Annotated in this window: 15 protein-coding genes; 8 read left to right on the top strand and 7 right to left on the bottom strand. The window is 63.6% G+C overall.

All coding sequences use genetic code 11. The features are described 5' to 3' along the window. The first annotated feature begins 404 nt into the window (after positions 1-404). The 3 genes from LQ952_RS07195 to LQ952_RS07185 are packed head-to-tail and all read left to right on the top strand — an operon-like array spanning position 405 to position 2,679. Positions 405-1,922 (top strand): DUF1538 domain-containing protein, encoded by a 1,518-nt coding sequence (locus tag LQ952_RS07195; RefSeq protein ID WP_238621979.1) that lies wholly within the window; start codon positions 405-407, stop codon positions 1,920-1,922. Beyond that, the gene (locus LQ952_RS07190) at positions 1,919-2,266 is read left to right on the top strand and encodes a P-II family nitrogen regulator (protein WP_238621978.1); all 348 of its coding nucleotides are present in this window, start codon (positions 1,919-1,921) and stop codon (positions 2,264-2,266) included. Before LQ952_RS07195 ends, LQ952_RS07190 begins: the two co-directional genes overlap by 4 nt. A gap of 14 nt (positions 2,267-2,280) precedes the next feature. Then, positions 2,281-2,679 carry a CBS domain-containing protein gene (locus LQ952_RS07185; RefSeq protein ID WP_238621977.1) on the top strand — a complete coding sequence of 133 codons (399 nt, stop codon included), beginning with the start codon at positions 2,281-2,283 and terminating at the stop codon, positions 2,677-2,679. 85 nt (positions 2,680-2,764) lie between these two features. Here the strand turns inward: LQ952_RS07185 and LQ952_RS07180 are convergent, their stop codons facing one another. Next, entirely contained in the window at positions 2,765-4,381 is a 1,617-nt protein-coding gene (locus LQ952_RS07180; protein WP_238621976.1) for a methyl-accepting chemotaxis protein, read from the bottom strand. 356 nt (positions 4,382-4,737) lie between these two features. On the opposite strand from LQ952_RS07180, the gene LQ952_RS07175 reads away from it, so the two are divergent. Further along, positions 4,738-6,387, top strand: coding sequence for a fatty acid--CoA ligase (locus tag LQ952_RS07175; RefSeq protein WP_238621975.1), 1,650 nt, complete (start codon positions 4,738-4,740; stop codon positions 6,385-6,387). A gap of 11 nt (positions 6,388-6,398) precedes the next feature. Here LQ952_RS07175 and LQ952_RS07170 read toward each other — a convergent pair whose 3' ends face one another. From LQ952_RS07170 to LQ952_RS07145, 6 genes are all read right to left on the bottom strand, one after another. Beyond that, positions 6,399-7,703, bottom strand: coding sequence for a DUF3422 family protein (locus LQ952_RS07170; RefSeq protein ID WP_238621974.1), 1,305 nt, complete (start codon positions 7,701-7,703; stop codon positions 6,399-6,401). Between the two features lie 17 nt (positions 7,704-7,720). Further along, positions 7,721-8,158, bottom strand: a complete 438-nt coding sequence (locus tag LQ952_RS07165) for an ACT domain-containing protein (RefSeq protein WP_238621973.1) — start codon at positions 8,156-8,158, stop codon at positions 7,721-7,723. 27 nt (positions 8,159-8,185) lie between these two features. After that, complete coding sequence (locus LQ952_RS07160) at positions 8,186-9,520, bottom strand: phenylacetate--CoA ligase family protein (RefSeq protein WP_238621972.1); 1,335 nt, start codon at positions 9,518-9,520, stop codon at positions 8,186-8,188. Beyond that, positions 9,521-10,027, bottom strand: coding sequence for an indolepyruvate oxidoreductase subunit beta (locus LQ952_RS07155; RefSeq protein ID WP_238621971.1), 507 nt, complete (start codon positions 10,025-10,027; stop codon positions 9,521-9,523). Positions 10,028-10,057: 30 nt separating this feature from the next. Next, positions 10,058-11,689 carry a thiamine pyrophosphate-dependent enzyme gene (locus LQ952_RS07150; RefSeq protein ID WP_238621970.1) on the bottom strand — a complete coding sequence of 544 codons (1,632 nt, stop codon included), beginning with the start codon at positions 11,687-11,689 and terminating at the stop codon, positions 10,058-10,060. Positions 11,690-11,940: 251 nt separating this feature from the next. Continuing rightward, positions 11,941-12,270 (bottom strand): high-potential iron-sulfur protein, encoded by a 330-nt coding sequence (locus tag LQ952_RS07145; RefSeq protein WP_238621969.1) that lies wholly within the window; start codon positions 12,268-12,270, stop codon positions 11,941-11,943. 220 nt (positions 12,271-12,490) lie between these two features. Between LQ952_RS07145 and LQ952_RS07140 the strand changes: the two genes are divergently transcribed. Genes LQ952_RS07140 through LQ952_RS07125 form a run of 4 tightly spaced genes read left to right on the top strand, consistent with a single transcriptional unit; the run spans position 12,491 to position 15,625 of the window. Beyond that, positions 12,491-13,180, top strand: a complete 690-nt coding sequence (locus LQ952_RS07140; protein WP_238621968.1) for a putative metalloprotease CJM1_0395 family protein — start codon at positions 12,491-12,493, stop codon at positions 13,178-13,180. A gap of 5 nt (positions 13,181-13,185) precedes the next feature. After that, entirely contained in the window at positions 13,186-13,575 is a 390-nt protein-coding gene (locus LQ952_RS07135; protein ID WP_238621967.1) for a nuclear transport factor 2-like protein, read from the top strand. Further along, positions 13,575-14,144 (top strand): lipocalin family protein, encoded by a 570-nt coding sequence (locus tag LQ952_RS07130; protein ID WP_238621966.1) that lies wholly within the window; start codon positions 13,575-13,577, stop codon positions 14,142-14,144. The genes LQ952_RS07135 and LQ952_RS07130 overlap by 1 nt, the downstream gene beginning before the upstream one ends. Then, positions 14,141-15,625, top strand: coding sequence for a helicase HerA-like domain-containing protein (locus LQ952_RS07125; protein ID WP_238621965.1), 1,485 nt, complete (start codon positions 14,141-14,143; stop codon positions 15,623-15,625). The genes LQ952_RS07130 and LQ952_RS07125 overlap by 4 nt, the downstream gene beginning before the upstream one ends. Positions 15,626-15,652: the final 27 nt, after the last annotated feature.

Raw genomic sequence — 15,652 nt, 5'->3', positions numbered from 1 at the left:
CCGCAAATGCCCGATTGCATGAGGAGATAACGGAGTGGCGCGGCGGTGTTCTAATAGCATCACAGATTGTCCGGATTGCAGTATGCTAGGGGCATTCCGAACAGATTATTGCTGAGTCTTAACCAGATATTTCCAGGCCTTAACAGCCTTCCCGAGCCTGAATAAAAGTCATTGCCGGGTCTTGGCACGTCGTTGCCGGGTCTTAACGCGTCGTTCCCGGGTCTTATAACACGTCATTCCCGCGAAAGCGGGAATCCAGTTACGGACTGAAAACCCTGGACTCCCGCTTTCGCGGGAGTGACGGCCAGAGCGCCCCTGCGCAAGTGACGGCTAATGCCGGGGCACCCCTGGGAGAATGACGGCCAAGGCGTCCTCTGATCTCATCACAACCAGTATAAGCGCTCTTGAACCAGCTCAAGGAATTCTACCGACTACTCACCCATTCCTTCCGGAATCTGTTGCCGATCATTCTGGTGGTGGGGTTTTTCCAGTTCGCGGTCATGCAGCAGGTCCCCGAGGGGCTCGGCTCCATGATCATGGGGCTGCTCATCGTGGTGGTGGGGGTGGCCCTGTTCCTGCAGGGGCTGGAGATGGGCATCTTTCCCATCGGCAAGAATCTCTCCAACGAGTTTGCCAAGAAGGGTTCGCTACTCTGGCTCATGGTGTTCGGGTTCTGTCTGGGCTTTGCCGCCGTGATCGCCGAGCCGGCCCTGATTGCCGTGGCCTCCCAGGCTGAATTCATCAGCGAGGGACGGATCCAGGCCTTCACGCTCCGGGTCCTGGTGGCCACCTCGGTGGGCTTTGTGGTGGCCCTCGGCGTGGTACGGATTGTTTTGGGCCACAGCCTGCACTGGTACATGATCATCGGCTATCTGCTGGTGGTCGCCGTGACCTTCTTCGCGCCGGAAGAGATCGTCGGCCTGGCCTACGATTCCGGTGGGGTGACCACCAACATCGTCACCGTGCCTCTGATCGCGGCTCTGGGGATCGGTCTGGCTGTGTCCCTGCGTGGCCGCAATGCCCTGACCCACGGTTTCGGCCTGGTGGCCCTGGCGGTGATGGTGCCCATGATCGTGGTCCAGATCTACGGCATTCTGGTGTTCAGCTTTGCCGACCCTGATCTGCTCAATGGGGCCGTGGCGCCCATGGCGGATACCGCTACGTTGGACGAGGTGGCGGCACCGGTGGCCGGCAGCGTACTGCTGGGCATGCTCAAGGATCTGTTGGTCATGTTCCGTGACGTGCTGCCCATCATCGCCGTGGTGCTGATCTTCCAGTACCTGGTGATTCGCAAGCACATTGCTCACGTTCATAAGGTCTTCGGTGGTTTCGTGCTGGTGATCTTCGGGCTTTACGCCTTCGTGGTGGGGCTCAAACTGGGGTTGTTTCCCATCGGTCAGAGCATGGCCGAGCAGCTCATTGCCCTGGATCGGATCTTTTTCATCTACCTGTTTGCCTTCACCATCGGTTTTGCCACCACCATGGCGGAGCCGGCCCTGATCGCCATCGGTCAGAAGGCGGAGGAGGCGGGCAAGGGACGTCTCAACGGCAATACCATCCGCATCCTGGTGGCCATCGGCGTGGCAGTGGGAATTACCGTGGGGGTGCACCGGATCATCGCCGGGGATTCCATCCACCATTACATCATGGGTGGCTATGCCCTGGTCATCCTGCTGACCTGGTTGGCCCCAAAATACATCGTGGCGCTGGCCTATGATCTGGGTGGTGTGACCACCTCGGAAGTGACGGTGCCGCTGGTGACCGCGCTGGGGATTGGTCTGGCCACCCATATCGAGGGGCGTAACGTCCTGATCGATGGCTTCGGCCTGATCGCCTTTGCGTCCATATTTCCGATCATCAGCGTGATGCTCTATGCTATCGCTGTTGAACTCACCACCCGGTGGAGGGAAGCGCAGTCATGAAGTTTGCCGTTCTGGTGGCCATTCTGGCCGATAGTCTGGAAGAGAAGGCCATCGATGTCGCCAAGCAGGCGGGGGCCGGTGGAGTCACCATCGTGGATGCCCGGGGGATCGGTGCCAAGGAGAAGAAGACCTTCTTCGGTCTGACCTACGAGGGCAGCCAGTCGGTCTTGCTGATGGTGCTGGAAAAGAAGCTATCCCTGGCGGTGATGAAGGCCCTGCGGGATGAGCTGGATTTGAAGTCCCATAGCCACGGCGTAGTATTCACCGTCCCTCTGGAGCATATTGCGGGCATCGACATGCGCCAGATCGAACAGTTCGAAGATCGTCTCAAGGACGAGCTGTGAGCCTGAGGTAATTCATGCTGGTCAAAGATATCATGGTGAAGGACGTGGCGATGATTTCCTCTCTCGCCACCGTTCGCGAGGCCATGCGCGAGATGCGCAGGCACAAGGTCAAGTCCTTGGTGGTGGATAAGCGCTATGAGCACGATGCCTACGGCATCATCACCTACACCACCATCCTGCGTACCATCGTGGCGGAAGAGGGGGACATCGACCTGATCAATGTCTACGACGTCTGCTCCAAGCCGGTGATCAGCGTGCCGGAGGTGCTGGAGGTCAAGCATGTGGCCAAGCTGATGGTGAATCAGGGGATTCGCCGGATCGTCGTGCTCAGGGACAACACCCTGGTGGGACTGGTGACGATGAATGACATCGTGTCGTCCATCCTGGAGATTTCGGAGGATGCCCCGGTGTGAGTGGTGACGGCCCTTTACTTTGTGTGGGGCCGGACTTGAGCCCTCTGCCTGCAGGGCGGACCCATGGGTCCGCCCTGTGCTGTTTTCAGACCTTGAACCGTCCGACCAGTTCCTGAAGCTCGTCCGCCAGTCGTGCCAGCTGCTCGGAAGCGAGGGTGGTTTCTCCCGCGCCTTGGGCATTCTGCTCGGCTGCATCGGAGATGCTGGTTACATTGCGGTTCATCTCCTCGGCCACGGCGCTTTGTTCCTCGGCCGCACTGGCCACCTGGGCATTCACATCACTGATGGTGGTGACCGCCTGGGTGATGGCGTCCAGTGAGGTGTCCGCCTGTGCGGCACTGTCGCGGCTGGCCTGGGCTGACTGTCGGCTCTCGTCCATGGCCGTCACCGCCCGGCGACTGGCCTGCTGCAGGCGCTCGATCATGGCCTGAATTTCCTGGGTCGAGCTCTGGGTGCGGTTGGCCAGGGAGCGTACCTCGTCAGCCACCACGGCAAAGCCGCGACCGGCCTCACCGGCACGGGCCGCCTCAATGGCGGCATTGAGGGCCAGCAGGTTGGTTTGTTCGGCAATGCCCCGGATCACGTCCAGCACCTTGCCGATCTCTTCACTGCCGTTGTCCAGTTCACGGATGACATCGGCCGCCTTCTGGACCTCCTTGGCTAACTGTTCGATGCGCCTCATGGTGCCGGAGACAATCTGCTTGCCTTCCTGCGCGGCTTCTTCCGCCTGCCGGGTGGAATCCGAACTCTGCTGGGCGTTGCGCGCCACCTCATGAGCGGTGCTGTTCATCTCGTTCATGGCGGTGGCCAGTTGGTCGATCTCGCTACGCTGGCGGGAGACGCCGTCATTGGTGCGTTCGGTGACCGAGGCCAGATCGCCGGCGGCCCTGGCCAACTGGCTGGTGGACTGCAGCACACGGCTGATCAGGTCGCGGAAGTTATCCATCATGGCGTTGAAGGCCACAGAGGCCTGGCCGATCTCATCCTTGCCGTGGATGGGCAGGCGGTGGGAAAGGTCACCGTCGCCCTCGGCGATGCCCTTGAGCCCACGGGTCATTTCCTTCAGGGGATTCGTGACAAAACGGCGGGTAAACAGGAACAGGAACAGCAGTACCGGCACGCTGATCAGGGTGGCGACGGCAAGAAAGTTGAAGCCGAACCGGCGCGAAGCGGTATTCACGTCCGCAAGACTGATTTGCAGGCTCACACCGCCCAGCACCGCGCCCTCCGGGGCCACGGCATGGCACAGGGTGCAGTTCTTGCCCAGATACTGGCGAGAGTTGAAGACGGGCATCACGGCCCGCAGGGCGGACCGGTCCTCCGACAGGCTCATGTAGGGTTCGCCGGTTTCAAGCACGGATCGCTCAACGGCGTCCTGAGGCCTTTCATGTTCAGTGCCGGGTCCATATTGTCGGGAGACATTGTCTCCTCGCAGGACGCGTAGGTCACTGACGTTCTGGAGTTCGATGATCTGATCCAGAAATTCGGCGCGGCGGTTGATGGTGCCGGTGATCATCAGCGTGGTCAGGCCGGCCATGGTGATCTCATGGATCGTTTCCGCGAAGGTCTCCGCCTGATGGAGCGCCGTTTTTCGCTGCTCCTGTACTGTCCAAACGGTCATGCCGCCCCAGGCCAGCACCAGGATGAGCCACATGGCCCCCACCAGGCGGACCCATATCGGCAGGTTGTTGATACGTTGCATGTTGGTTCCCCAGGATACCCATTGGTCGTTGCGGCACTGTCCTGACCAGCCCCTGCATGGGGTAGATATCGGCCGCGTTGGCAAGAAGTTGATGGCCTGATGCTAGCAGAGCCGCACGACAAGGCATTTTCCGGATCGACAGTACTCGCCCCGTGGTAATGAGCCGGGCCGATCCTTGGAAGCATCCTGTTGGGGAGGCAATGTGGACTGTACGACGGCGCATTGTGCGCCGGATCGAACGTTCAGGCTTTGAGTTTTGTCATTGAGCCCCATTATCGGCAGTGAACGTCCGACAACCGGCGTGGATTCATCCTGTATATTCCCAGACAATGTTGCCCAAAAGGAGAGTTTATGTCATGCCCATGGGTTCCTTGCCTGCCCTGTTGATCAAGCACCTGCTGTTTTCTCCCGTTCATTACGATCCGGCACAAGAGATCGTCTACAGGGGGGAGCGTCGTGTCAGTTACGCCGAGTTCCGGCAGCGGGTCGCAAGACTGGCGGCAATGCTCAAGGCCCAGGGCATCGGGCCGGGGGATACCGTGGCGGTGATGGACTACGACAGCCACCGCTATCTGGAATGCTACTTTGCCGTGCCCATGATCGGGGCCGTGTTGCACACCGTTAATGTGCGCCTGTCCAGTGAGCAACTGGTCTATACCATCAGTCATGCCGAAGATGATCTGATCCTGATCCACGATGAGTTCATCCCCTTGCTGGCCCCGATTCGTGGCCGGATCGAGTCGGTGCAGAAGTTCATCCGGCTAACGGATGAACCGTCTGATGAGGTGGTCGACCGTATCGATCCCGCGGGCCTGAATTTCGTGGGTGAGTACGAGCAGTTGCTACGGACGACAGAGCCCCTGGAGACCTTCCCGGACCTGGACGAGAACACCCGGGCCACCTGCTTCTACACCACCGGTACCACGGGTCTGCCCAAGGGGGTGTATTTCAGCCATCGCCAGCTGGTGCTGCATGCGCTGGCCGGCCTGCTGACCCTGGCTTCCAACGGCACCCAGGGGCGTTTCCACCGGGAAGACGTCTACATGCCCATCACGCCTATGTTTCACGTGCATGCCTGGGGCATCCCCTACATGGCCACCATGCTGGGGGTGAAGCAGGTCTATCCGGGCAAGTACATCCCCCACCAGCTTGCCCGGCTCATCGATACGGAAGCGGTCACCTTCAGCCACTGCGTGCCCACCATCCTGCACATGCTGCTCAACGATCCGAAGAATGCGGACCGTGATCTGTCGCGCTGGAAGGTGCTGATCGGCGGCGCCAGTCTGCCCAAGGCTTTATGCCGTCAGGCCATGGACCGTGGCGTGGATATCTATACCGGCTATGGCATGTCCGAGACTTGCCCCATCCTCACCATATCCCAGTTGCGTGATGCCGAACTGGCATTGGAGATGGATGACCAGATCGACCGCAGGGTACGCACCGGTCAGCCCCTGCCGCTGGTGGCCTTGCGCGTGGTGGATGCCGAGGGCAGGGAAGTGACGAGCGATGATCATGCGCCGGGCGAGGTGCAGGTCCGGGCACCCTGGTTGACCCAGGGCTATCTGAAGGACGAGAAACAGTCTGAGCGGCTCTGGGCCGGGGGCTGGCTGCATACCCACGACGTGGCCTGTCGCGACCATACCGGCAGCATCCGCATCACGGATCGCACCAAGGACGTGATCAAAGTGGGCGGGGAATGGCTCAGCTCCCTGGAGTTGGAAGATGTGCTCATGCAGCACCCGGATGTCTCCGAGGTGGCGGTCATCGGGCAGCCGGCGGTGCGTTGGGGCGAGATCCCCCTGGCCCTGGTGGTGCCCCGCGCCGGCAGCGAGCCGGGTGAGCGCGATCTGAGCCACCATGTGCGCGAATTCGTGGACAAGGGCATGCTGCCCAAGGAGTCCATCCTGCTGAAGGTGCGCTTCGTGGAGCAGGTGGACAAGACCTCCGTGGGCAAGACCAACAAGGTGGCCCTGCGGGAGAAATACCTGACCGCTCAGGAAGACTGAACGGTCAGGTTCTATTCACCGTGACCCTGCATCAGGCGCTTCTTCACCCGCTTGAGGAAGAACCAGGCGCTGAGCACCACGATGGGCATGGCAATCCCCATGCCCAGGTTGGCATTGATGGGCAGGCCCTGGGATTCCAGGCCCTTGAGCAGGTACCCCACCAGGCCCACGCCGTAATAGCCGATGGCGATCACCGACAGGCCCTCCACCGTCTCCTGCAGCCGTAGCTGCAGCTTGGCGCGGCGGTCCATGGATTCGAGCAGGTTGCGGTTCTGGGCCTGCAGGCTCACCTCCACCCGGGCCCGCAGCAGGGCGGTGAGACGGGCCGCCCGCTCCGCCAGGTCCCGTTGCCGGCTGCCCACGGATTCGCAGGTGGCCACTGCCGGCGCCAGCCGGGCATCCAGAAACTCGGTGAAGGTCTGCAGGCCGACGATACGCCGCTGACGCAATTGTTCCAAACGTTGCTTGACCACCCGGTAATAGGCCTTGGAGGCCTCGAAGCGGAAGGTGGTCTGGGCCGCCGCCGACTCGATTTCCGCCGCCAGGCCGGTCAGTTCCGCCAGCAGTCGGCTTTCCACCGGCTGGCCCGGGGTCTGGGTCGGTTGTTCCACCATGCCGGCGGCCAGCTCCGCCAGACGACGATCCGCCATGTCCAGGGTACGGCTGATCTTGCGGGCCATGGGCAGGGCCAGCAGCGTCATGGCGCGGTAGGCATTGAGTTCCAGCACCCGCTTGACCATGCGCCCGGCCTGGGCATCGGTGAGGCCTTCGTTGCGCAGCAGGATGCGGGCGTAACCATCGTTGTGAATGCGCAGGTCCGACCAGGCCCTTCCCAGGCCTCCCACCACCTCGGAACCGATGACGATGTTGTCTTCGAACAGTTCGTACAGCTCGGGCAGGCTGCGCTCGGGCATGTCCTTCGACTCCAGCGCCACGGAAACGGCGCTGACCAGTTCCCCAGGCGAGGCCGCCAGCCATTCCGCCGGCAGGCGCTCGATGACCGGATTCCCGAAGGGATGACGGTAGGGGCCGGGTTCGGTGAAGGTATAGGTGACGAACTCGGTGTGGCGTTCCCAGTGCAGCCGGATGCCCCCCAGATCCGCCACATGGTATTGGCCCACGGACTCCGGTACCGGGGCGCGGAAATGTTCCAGCAGCTTGATCAGATGCTCGGTGTTGCGGCCGCTGCCCCGTTCCCCGCAGATGAAGGCCAGGTGCGAGACTCTGGCCGGTGCCTTGATGGGCTCAAAGGTGCGGGCATGCAGTTCGGTGGTGAGTGCATGACGTAGCGGGTGTTCCTTGAAGGGCAGCGGCATGGCCGTGAGCGTCCTGTTTATTCCACTGCGGCGAAGAGTGCTTCGGCCTCGATCACATGGCAGCCGGCGGCCGACAGGGCGTCGATGGCCCGATCCGGTTCTTCGAAGCGGAAGATCAGGGCGGCCCGGTTGTTGCGTCGCAGGGAGAAGGCGTACATATACTCGATCTTGAGCTCCGCCTTGCCTGCCGCCTGCAGCACCTCGGCCAGGCCGCCCGGGCGATCTTCCACGTCCACCGCCACCACCTCGGTGAGCTTGACCACCCAGCCGTCGGCCTTGAGCGCCTGTGCGGCCTGTTCCCAGTCGCGCACGATCATGCGCAGGATGCCGAAGTCCGCGGTATCCGCCAGGGACAGGCTCAGGATGTTGATACCCTTCCGGGACAGCAGGGCCAGGGGTTCGGCCAGATGTCCGGGACGATTCTCCAGAAACACGGAAAGCTGTTGCAGCTTCATGTAACGATACTCCTTGATGCGGACCGGCTAGATGGCACGCTTGTCGATCACCCGCTTGGCCTTGCCTTCGCTGCGGGCGATGGTGCGGGGCTCCACCAGGCGCAGGGCCACGCGGATGCCGATGATCTGCTCGATGGCCTTGGCCAGTTCGGCGCGGACATCTTCCAGGGCACGGACCTTGTCGCTGAAGACCTCGGGGGTCACCTCCACTTCCACCGCCATCTGGTCCAGGCCGTGGTCGCGGGTGAGGATGATCTGGTAGTGGGGCAGGGTGCCTTCCACCGCCAGCAGTGCCGCTTCCACCTGGGATGGGAAGACGTTGACGCCGCGGATGATGAACATGTCATCCGAGCGGCGCCCCACGCGGCGGATGCGGCGTAGGCTGCGGCCGCAGGCGCAGGTCTCGGTGATGATGCGGGTGATGTCGCGGGTGCGGTAGCGGATGATGGGCATGGCCTGCTTGCTCAGGGTGGTGAGCACCAGTTCGCCTTCCTCCCCGTCGGGCAGTACCGCACCGGTCTCCGGGTCGATGATCTCGGGATAAAAGTGATCCTCGAAGATGTGCAGGCCGTCCTGGTGTTCGCACTCGCTGCCCACCCCGGGGCCGATGATCTCCGACAGGCCGTAGATGTCGTAGGCTCTGATGCCGGCCCCTTCCTGGATGCGCCGGCGCATTTCCTCGCTCCAGGGCTCGGCGCCGAAGATGCCGGTGTGCAGAGGCAGTTCCCGCAGGTCCAGACCCATGTCCAGGGCCCGTTCAATCACATGGATGAAATAGCTGGGAGTGGCGCAGACGGCGCTGACGTTGAAGTCCTTCATCACCATCAACTGGCGCTCGGTGTTGCCGCCGGAAACGGGGATCACCGTCGCCCCCAGGGCCTCGGCGCCGTAGTGGGCGCCCAGGCCGCCGGTGAACAGGCCGTAGCCGAAGGCGTTCTGCACGATGTCGCCCCGGTGCAGGCCGCAGGACGCAAAGGTGCGGGTCATCACTTCGGCCCAGACGTTCAGGTCCTCTCGGGTATAGGCCACCACGATGGGCTTGCCGGTGGTGCCGGAGGAGGCGTGCAGGCGCACGATCTCGCTCATGGGGCTGGCGAACAGGCCGAAGGGATAGGTATCCCGCAGGTCCACCTTGACGGTGAAGGGCAACTGGCCGATGTCCTCCAGGGTCCTGATGTCCGCAGGGGTCAGGCCCCGCTCCTGCATGCGGGAGCGGAACAGTGCCACGTTGTCATAGGCACGGGTCACCACGGCGCGCAGGCGCCTAAGCTGTACTTCCCGCAGGCGTTCCACGGGCAGATAATCGGGTGCGCTCGCGGGGTGGAAGCCACCCTCCACGTCGTTCCAGCGTTCGCTCAGCATTCAAACCCCCTCGATCACTTCCGGGCGGGACAGCTCCGCCCCCAGCCTGCGCCCCAGGGCGAAGGCCTGTTCATTGACGGCATGAAGTTTTTCCGGCAGGCACCGATGGATGGCGTCGATCCAGGCCTGTTCATCGAAATCCATCACCATGGAGGCGGCGCCCAGCAGGGCCACGTTGAGGCTCTTGCGGTTCTTCAGCGCGCCTTCCGGGATCAGCGCCGGAGTGATCAGGACGCCGCCGGGACGCAGCCAGCCCAGGTTGAGGTCCACCTGACTGGATTCGAACACCATCAGAAAGTCCGCCTCGCCCATGGGCACCATGGGGCTCAGGACCTGTTCGCCGAAGCGCACGTCGGTGGTGACGGAGCCGCCCCGCTGACTCATGCCGTGGACTTCGCTCTTCTTGACCTGCAACCCGCCGGCGAAGGCCGTGGTGGAGAGCAGGTCGGATGCCTTGACCACGCCCTGTCCGCCCAGGCCGGCCAGCACTACGTTGGTAACTGCCATTGATGATCCCCTACAGAATCGGTTGATACGTCATTCCACCGGTGCCGCCGCGCAGCCGGCGGCGCAGCGCTTCTCTTCCTCGGCCTTCTCCAGCTTGCGGATCAGCGGTGCCGCCAGGATGCAGGGCCGCTCGGCGATCAGCACGGACAGCTCGTCCCGGGCCATCATGTCCTTGAGGATCTCTTCGAACTTCGCCTCGTCCTTCTGCGGGTCCACTACCTCGACATTCTTCACGCCCATGGCCTTGCACACGGCCACGAAATCCATCCGGTTGGTGGGCTCATGGTTCAGGCTGCGGCCGGTGCCCGGGTGTTCCTGGCGTCCGGTCATGGCCGTGGTGCTGTTGTCCACGATCAGGACCACATGGCCGGTGGGCGGCGGGTTGTACACCATTTCGGCGATGCCGGTCAGGCCGGAGTGCACGAAGGTGGAGTCACCGATGACGCTGACCACCCGCCGGGCCTCGGCCTCGGGCAGCACATGACGCAGGCCAAGGCCCACGCCGATGGCGGCGCCCATGCATACGCAGGTGTCCATGGCCTCGAACGGGGGCAGCACGCCCAGGGTGTAGCAGCCGATGTCGCCGGCGACGATGCAGTTCAGGCGGCTCAGGGCCTCGAACACCTCCCGGTGGGAGCAGCCCTGGCACAGTTCCGGGGGCTTGCCGCGGGGACGGGGCGCCTCGGGGGTCACGTCACCCGCAATGATGCGGCGGACCCGGGACACGTTCAGCTCACTGAAGCGGTACATCTCCGGCTTGCCTTCCACCTTCAGGCCGGCCACCGTGAGGGCTTCGTACAGCAGGTGATCCCCTTCCTCGATGACGATGCAGCGATCCACGCTGTTGACGAAGTCGGTGATCATCTGCATGGGCAGCGGCCAGGTCAGTCCCAGGGCCAGCAAGGTGGCGTCGGGCGCGGCCTCGCGGGCATGCATTACCGAGATGCCCGAGGCGATGATGCCCAGGGACTTGTCGCCGGGATGGATGCGGTTCAGACCGCTCTCTTCGTTCCAGCGGGCGATTTCTTCCATCTTGGCGCGGATCTTGTGGTGCGCTGGACGGGCATAGGCGGGGATCATCACCCGGCCGGGGATGTCACGCTCGAAATGGGGTTCCATGGCGGACGGCAGGGGTTCACCCGGAATCACTTCGGTCTTGGCGTGGCAGATGCGGGTGGTCATGCGCAGGATCACCGGGACGCGCCAGCGCTCGGAGAGTTCGAAGGCGGCCAGGGTGAAGTCGTAGGCCTGCTGGGAGTCGGCAGGTTCCAGCATCGGCACGATGGCGGCGCGGGCATAGTGGCGGTTGTCCTGCTCGTTCTGGCTGGAGGCCATGCCCGGATCATCGGCGGAGATCAGCACCAGGCCGCCGGTCAGATCGATGTAGGCGGCGGTGAACAGGGGGTCGGCGGCCACATTCACGCCCACGTGCTTCATGGTGACCAGGGTGCGGCCGCCGCCGAAGGAGACGCCCAGGGCCACTTCCAGGGCCACCTTCTCATTGGGGGACCACTGGGCAGGTCCGCCGATCAGGGAGAAGGCTTCCAGGATCTCGGTAGAGGGGGTGCCCGGGTATCCGGTGCCGAGGCGCACACCGGCGTGCAGGGAGGCCAGGGCGACTGCCTCGTTGCCGCTCAACAAAAGACGTTCGGTTGATGCCATGGTTAGCTGCTCTATGTAGACATTGGGGCCCCACCCCGTGTCCGGCAGGCCGGAAAGGCGGGCAGACAGCCCGGAAGTCTACATGATTCAGCGTGTGGAGCCACCCTTGGGTGGGTCAATATCGGTTTGTCCTCAAATCCTTTTCTCTCCCCCTCACCCCAGCCTCTCTCCCACGAGCGGAGAGGGGCTTGATGGTGAGTTCCCTTCTCCCCTTGGGGGAGAAGGGTTGGAGATGAGGGGAGACGGGCCGACTACGACCGCGCCACCCAGGCCGTGCACCAGCCTTTGGCGGCCACCTGCTGGCCGGGGAACACGGCACAGGGACCCCAGTCGCCACCGGTATCGGTGTACAGCAGACAGTTGGCGCAGTTGCTGCCTTCCACGAAGGCCGGATGGTCCACACCGGCGGCATCATGGCGATAGCCCAGGGCCTGCGCGGTGTCCGAGCTCTCATCCACCTTGTCGGCGGCCTGCGCGGCGGTGGCCCAGCCCAGGGCGCCTGCCAGGGGGACGGCCACCAGACCATAGGCCCCGAACTGCAGAAAACGGCGGCGGCTCACGTTGTTGTTCAGGGTCTTCATGATTATTCTCCTTCTCGCTACAAGTTTCGGAAGTACCGGCCGGGGAGATGCTGATCTTTCCTCCAGCCTCGGGCACAGTTTCCTCCTGAATGCCTGAACACAACATGAACGAGACAAAGACCGCATGTCGGGCCCGACACGCGGGTCGGGCCTTGCTTCCTTGACACCCCCGGGTGCCCGGGATAGCGTCCCTATATAGACCGGTACCCGGACTTTTCACATGTACGTCAACAACGCCCTCAGCGCCGCCATGGTCCCCACCGGGGTCAGTACCCGGCCGGATGTCCAACGTCCGCCGGAGGCGTTCGATGCGGTGGAGGAACGGGCAGGCCCCGATGGCCCGGTGGAAGAGACCCGGGACACCGAAGAAGCCGGGACCGAGCGTGAGCGCCCCCGGGGCGTGACGGAACTCACCCCGGAAGAGGAGCAGATGGTCCGGGAGCTGCAGCAGCGGGATCGCGACGTCCGCGCCCATGAGCAGGCCCATGTGGCTGCCGGTGGCCGCTATGTGACCAGCGGCGCCAGCTATGACTATCAGACCGGACCGGACGGTCGCCGCTATGCGGTGGGTGGTGAGGTTTCCATTGATACATCCCGTCCTGCCGACCCGCAAGAGGCGATCCAGAAGGCGCGGGTGATCTTCGCCGCCGCCATGGCCCCGGCCGACCCATCACCCCAGGATCATCGGGTTGCCGCCCAGGCCAGGGTGATGGAATCCCAGGCCCGTAGCGACGCACGGACCCAGCGTCAGGAAGAGGCCCGGGTTGCCGCCGAGGCCGTCGTCGAGAAACGTCGGTCGGCCCGCGATGACGCCGATGATGACCCTATGGCGGCCCGGGATCGCCTAGCCCGGCACTTGGCCGAGGTGGACCAGCCGTCCCGTCCCCCGGTACTGCTTGAGGTCGCCTGAACCCAATGACGGTATCCACCGAACATCAGGCCCCGGAAACGGTGGTCAGTCGCTATCTGCAGGCCATTGAAGGGCATGACTATGAGCGTGCGCGCCACTGTCTGGTCGAACCGGGGTTCTGCTACATCAGCCCCATCAGTCGCTTCAATGATACCGAACGTTTCATCGAACACATGTCCCTCACCGGCGGTATCCTGCAGCGCATCGAGATCCGCAAGCAGTTCGTCGATGGCCCCGACGTGTGCCATTTCATGGTGTTCCATGTCCAGATCTCCGAAAAGATGAAGGTCGACGTGGTTCAGTGGGCGCAGGTCAGGGAAGGGCGCATTGCAAGGATCGAGGCCCTGTTCGATGCCCATCCCTACCGCATCCTGTTCGAAAGCGAGGCAAACTGATGAATCCCGGGCATTCCCGAATCCCCCTGTCTGCGTGGGCACGTCTGTGCCTGTTCCTGGCGCTTCTGTTCCTGCTGACCGGCTGTACCGGCATCCCCAAGGGCGTGGAGCCGGTCCAGGGCCTGGAGGCCGAGCGCTATCTGGGCACCTGGTATTCCATCGCCCGGCTGGACCACTCCTTTGAGCGTCGCCTGACCGATGTCACGGCCCATTACGAACTGCGTGAAGACGGGGCCATCAGCGTGCTCAACCGGGGCTATCACCCGGATCGGGAGGTCTGGCGGGAGGCCCGGGGGGTCGCCCGCTTCATCGAGTCTCCCACCGTGGGCCGCCTCAAGGTATCCTTCTTCGGACCGTTTCATGGCGCTTACAACATCGTTGCCCTGGACAAGGACGACTACCAGTACGCCATGGTGACCGGTCCCACCCGTTCTTATCTCTGGATCCTGGCACGCAGCCCCGAGCTGGACCCCGATGTGGTCCGGCGGCTGGTCGAGCTGGCCCGGGAACTGGATTACGACGTGGACGGACTGATCTACGTGACCCATGAACAAGGAGACCGCTCTTGAACGCACACCCCCTGCTGATCGGTGCCGCAGACGGCCACCCGGTGGCCATCACCCCGCGCATGGCCAATCGCCACGGCCTCATCGCCGGCGCCACCGGTACCGGCAAGACCATCACCCTGCAGGTGCTGGCCCAGTCCTTTTCGGACCTGGGAGTGCCGGTGTTCGTGCCGGACATCAAGGGTGACTTTTCCGGTATCGCCGCCCCCGGAGTGATGAACGACCGGGTACGGGAACGGGCAGGGCAGGTGGGTCTGGACGACCTGGAGATGCACGGTGCCCCCACCGTGTTCTGGGATGTCTTCGGCGAACAGGGCCATCCCCTGCGCCTGACCATCGCCGATCTGGGGCCGACCCTGCTCAGCCGGCTGATGAATCTCAACGAGACCCAGAGCGGGCTGATGCAGCTTGTGTTCCGGGTGGCCGACGACAACGGCTGGTTGCTGCTGGACCTGAAGGACCTGCGGGCCATGGTGAACTGGGTGGGGGAGCAGCGTCAGGCCCTGAGCCGCACCTACGGCAACATTGCCCCTGCCAGTCTGGGCGCCATCCAGCGCAGCCTGCTCACCCTGGAGTCCCAGGGTGCGGAGCAGTTCTTTGGTGAGCCGGCGGTGACCCTGGAGGACTTCCTGCAGACCGACGCGCAGGGGCGGGGGGTGGTCAACATCCTGCACGCGGAGCGTCTGTACCGGGCCAGTCCCCTGGTGTATTCCACCCTGCTGCTGTGGCTGTTGTCGGAGCTGTTCGAGCAGTTGCCGGAGGTGGGGGATGCGGACAAGCCCCGTTTTGTCCTGTTCTTCGACGAGGCCCATCTGCTGTTCAAGGATGCGCCCAAGTCCCTGACCGACCGGATCGAACAGGTGGTGCGCCTGATCCGTTCCAAGGGGGTCGGGGTATATTTCGTCACCCAGAACCCCCTGGACCTGCCCGAGCCGGTGCTGGGCCAGCTGGGCAACCGCATCCAGCATGCCCTGCGGGCCTTCACCCCCCGGGACCAGAAGGCGGTGCGGGCAGCAGCCCAGACCTTCCGGGCCAAGCCGGGCCTGGATACGGAAGCGATGATCATGGAGCTGAGCACTGGTTCGGCCCTGGTCTCGGTGCTGGACGAGCGGGGTCAACCCACGCCGGTGGAGCTTACCCTGATCCGTCCCCCCGCCAGCCGCATGGGGCCGCTGAACGAGGCCGAGCGCCGTGCGCTGATCCAGGCCTCGCCGTTGGCGGGTGTCTACGACGCCCCGGTGGACCGGGAGTCCGCCTACGAGATCCTGCAGCGTCAGGCGGAGACGGCCCTGAGCGAACCCACCGCGACGGTCAGCACCCAGCAGGCGGCGCGCAGTCGTCGCAGCGGTGGCGGTGGTGCATCCCGGCGAGGTGACAGCGTGCTCGCGGCCACTGCCAAGAGCACCGCCCGGGCGGTGGGCACTCAGATCGGGCGCCAGATCGTGCGGGGGCTGCTGGGTTCCCTGACGGGAAAACGGCGCTGATTTGCAGAGCCTCTCAGCGATTGATCA

The organism is Ectothiorhodospira lacustris (assembly GCF_022227785.1).
In the GTDB taxonomy this organism is placed as follows: domain Bacteria; phylum Pseudomonadota; class Gammaproteobacteria; order Ectothiorhodospirales; family Ectothiorhodospiraceae; genus Ectothiorhodospira; species Ectothiorhodospira lacustris.
Note: the sequence above shows the minus strand (reverse complement) of the source record. Positions and strands in the feature narration are given on the sequence as shown.

Coding starts and splice junctions, on each gene's coding strand:
- LQ952_RS07190 (WP_238621978.1), top strand. CDS start 1,919: ATGAAGTTTGCCGTTCTGGTGGCCATTCTGGCCGATAGTCTGGAAGAG.
- LQ952_RS07185 (WP_238621977.1), top strand. CDS start 2,281: ATGCTGGTCAAAGATATCATGGTGAAGGACGTGGCGATGATTTCCTCT.
- LQ952_RS07180 (WP_238621976.1), bottom strand. CDS start 4,381: ATGCAACGTATCAACAACCTGCCGATATGGGTCCGCCTGGTGGGGGCC.
- LQ952_RS07175 (WP_238621975.1), top strand. CDS start 4,738: ATGCCCATGGGTTCCTTGCCTGCCCTGTTGATCAAGCACCTGCTGTTT.
- LQ952_RS07170 (WP_238621974.1), bottom strand. CDS start 7,703: ATGCCGCTGCCCTTCAAGGAACACCCGCTACGTCATGCACTCACCACC.
- LQ952_RS07165 (WP_238621973.1), bottom strand. CDS start 8,158: ATGAAGCTGCAACAGCTTTCCGTGTTTCTGGAGAATCGTCCCGGACAT.
- LQ952_RS07160 (WP_238621972.1), bottom strand. CDS start 9,520: ATGCTGAGCGAACGCTGGAACGACGTGGAGGGTGGCTTCCACCCCGCG.
- LQ952_RS07155 (WP_238621971.1), bottom strand. CDS start 10,027: ATGGCAGTTACCAACGTAGTGCTGGCCGGCCTGGGCGGACAGGGCGTG.
- LQ952_RS07150 (WP_238621970.1), bottom strand. CDS start 11,689: ATGGCATCAACCGAACGTCTTTTGTTGAGCGGCAACGAGGCAGTCGCC.
- LQ952_RS07145 (WP_238621969.1), bottom strand. CDS start 12,270: ATGAAGACCCTGAACAACAACGTGAGCCGCCGCCGTTTTCTGCAGTTC.
- LQ952_RS07140 (WP_238621968.1), top strand. CDS start 12,491: ATGTACGTCAACAACGCCCTCAGCGCCGCCATGGTCCCCACCGGGGTC.
- LQ952_RS07135 (WP_238621967.1), top strand. CDS start 13,186: ATGACGGTATCCACCGAACATCAGGCCCCGGAAACGGTGGTCAGTCGC.
- LQ952_RS07130 (WP_238621966.1), top strand. CDS start 13,575: ATGAATCCCGGGCATTCCCGAATCCCCCTGTCTGCGTGGGCACGTCTG.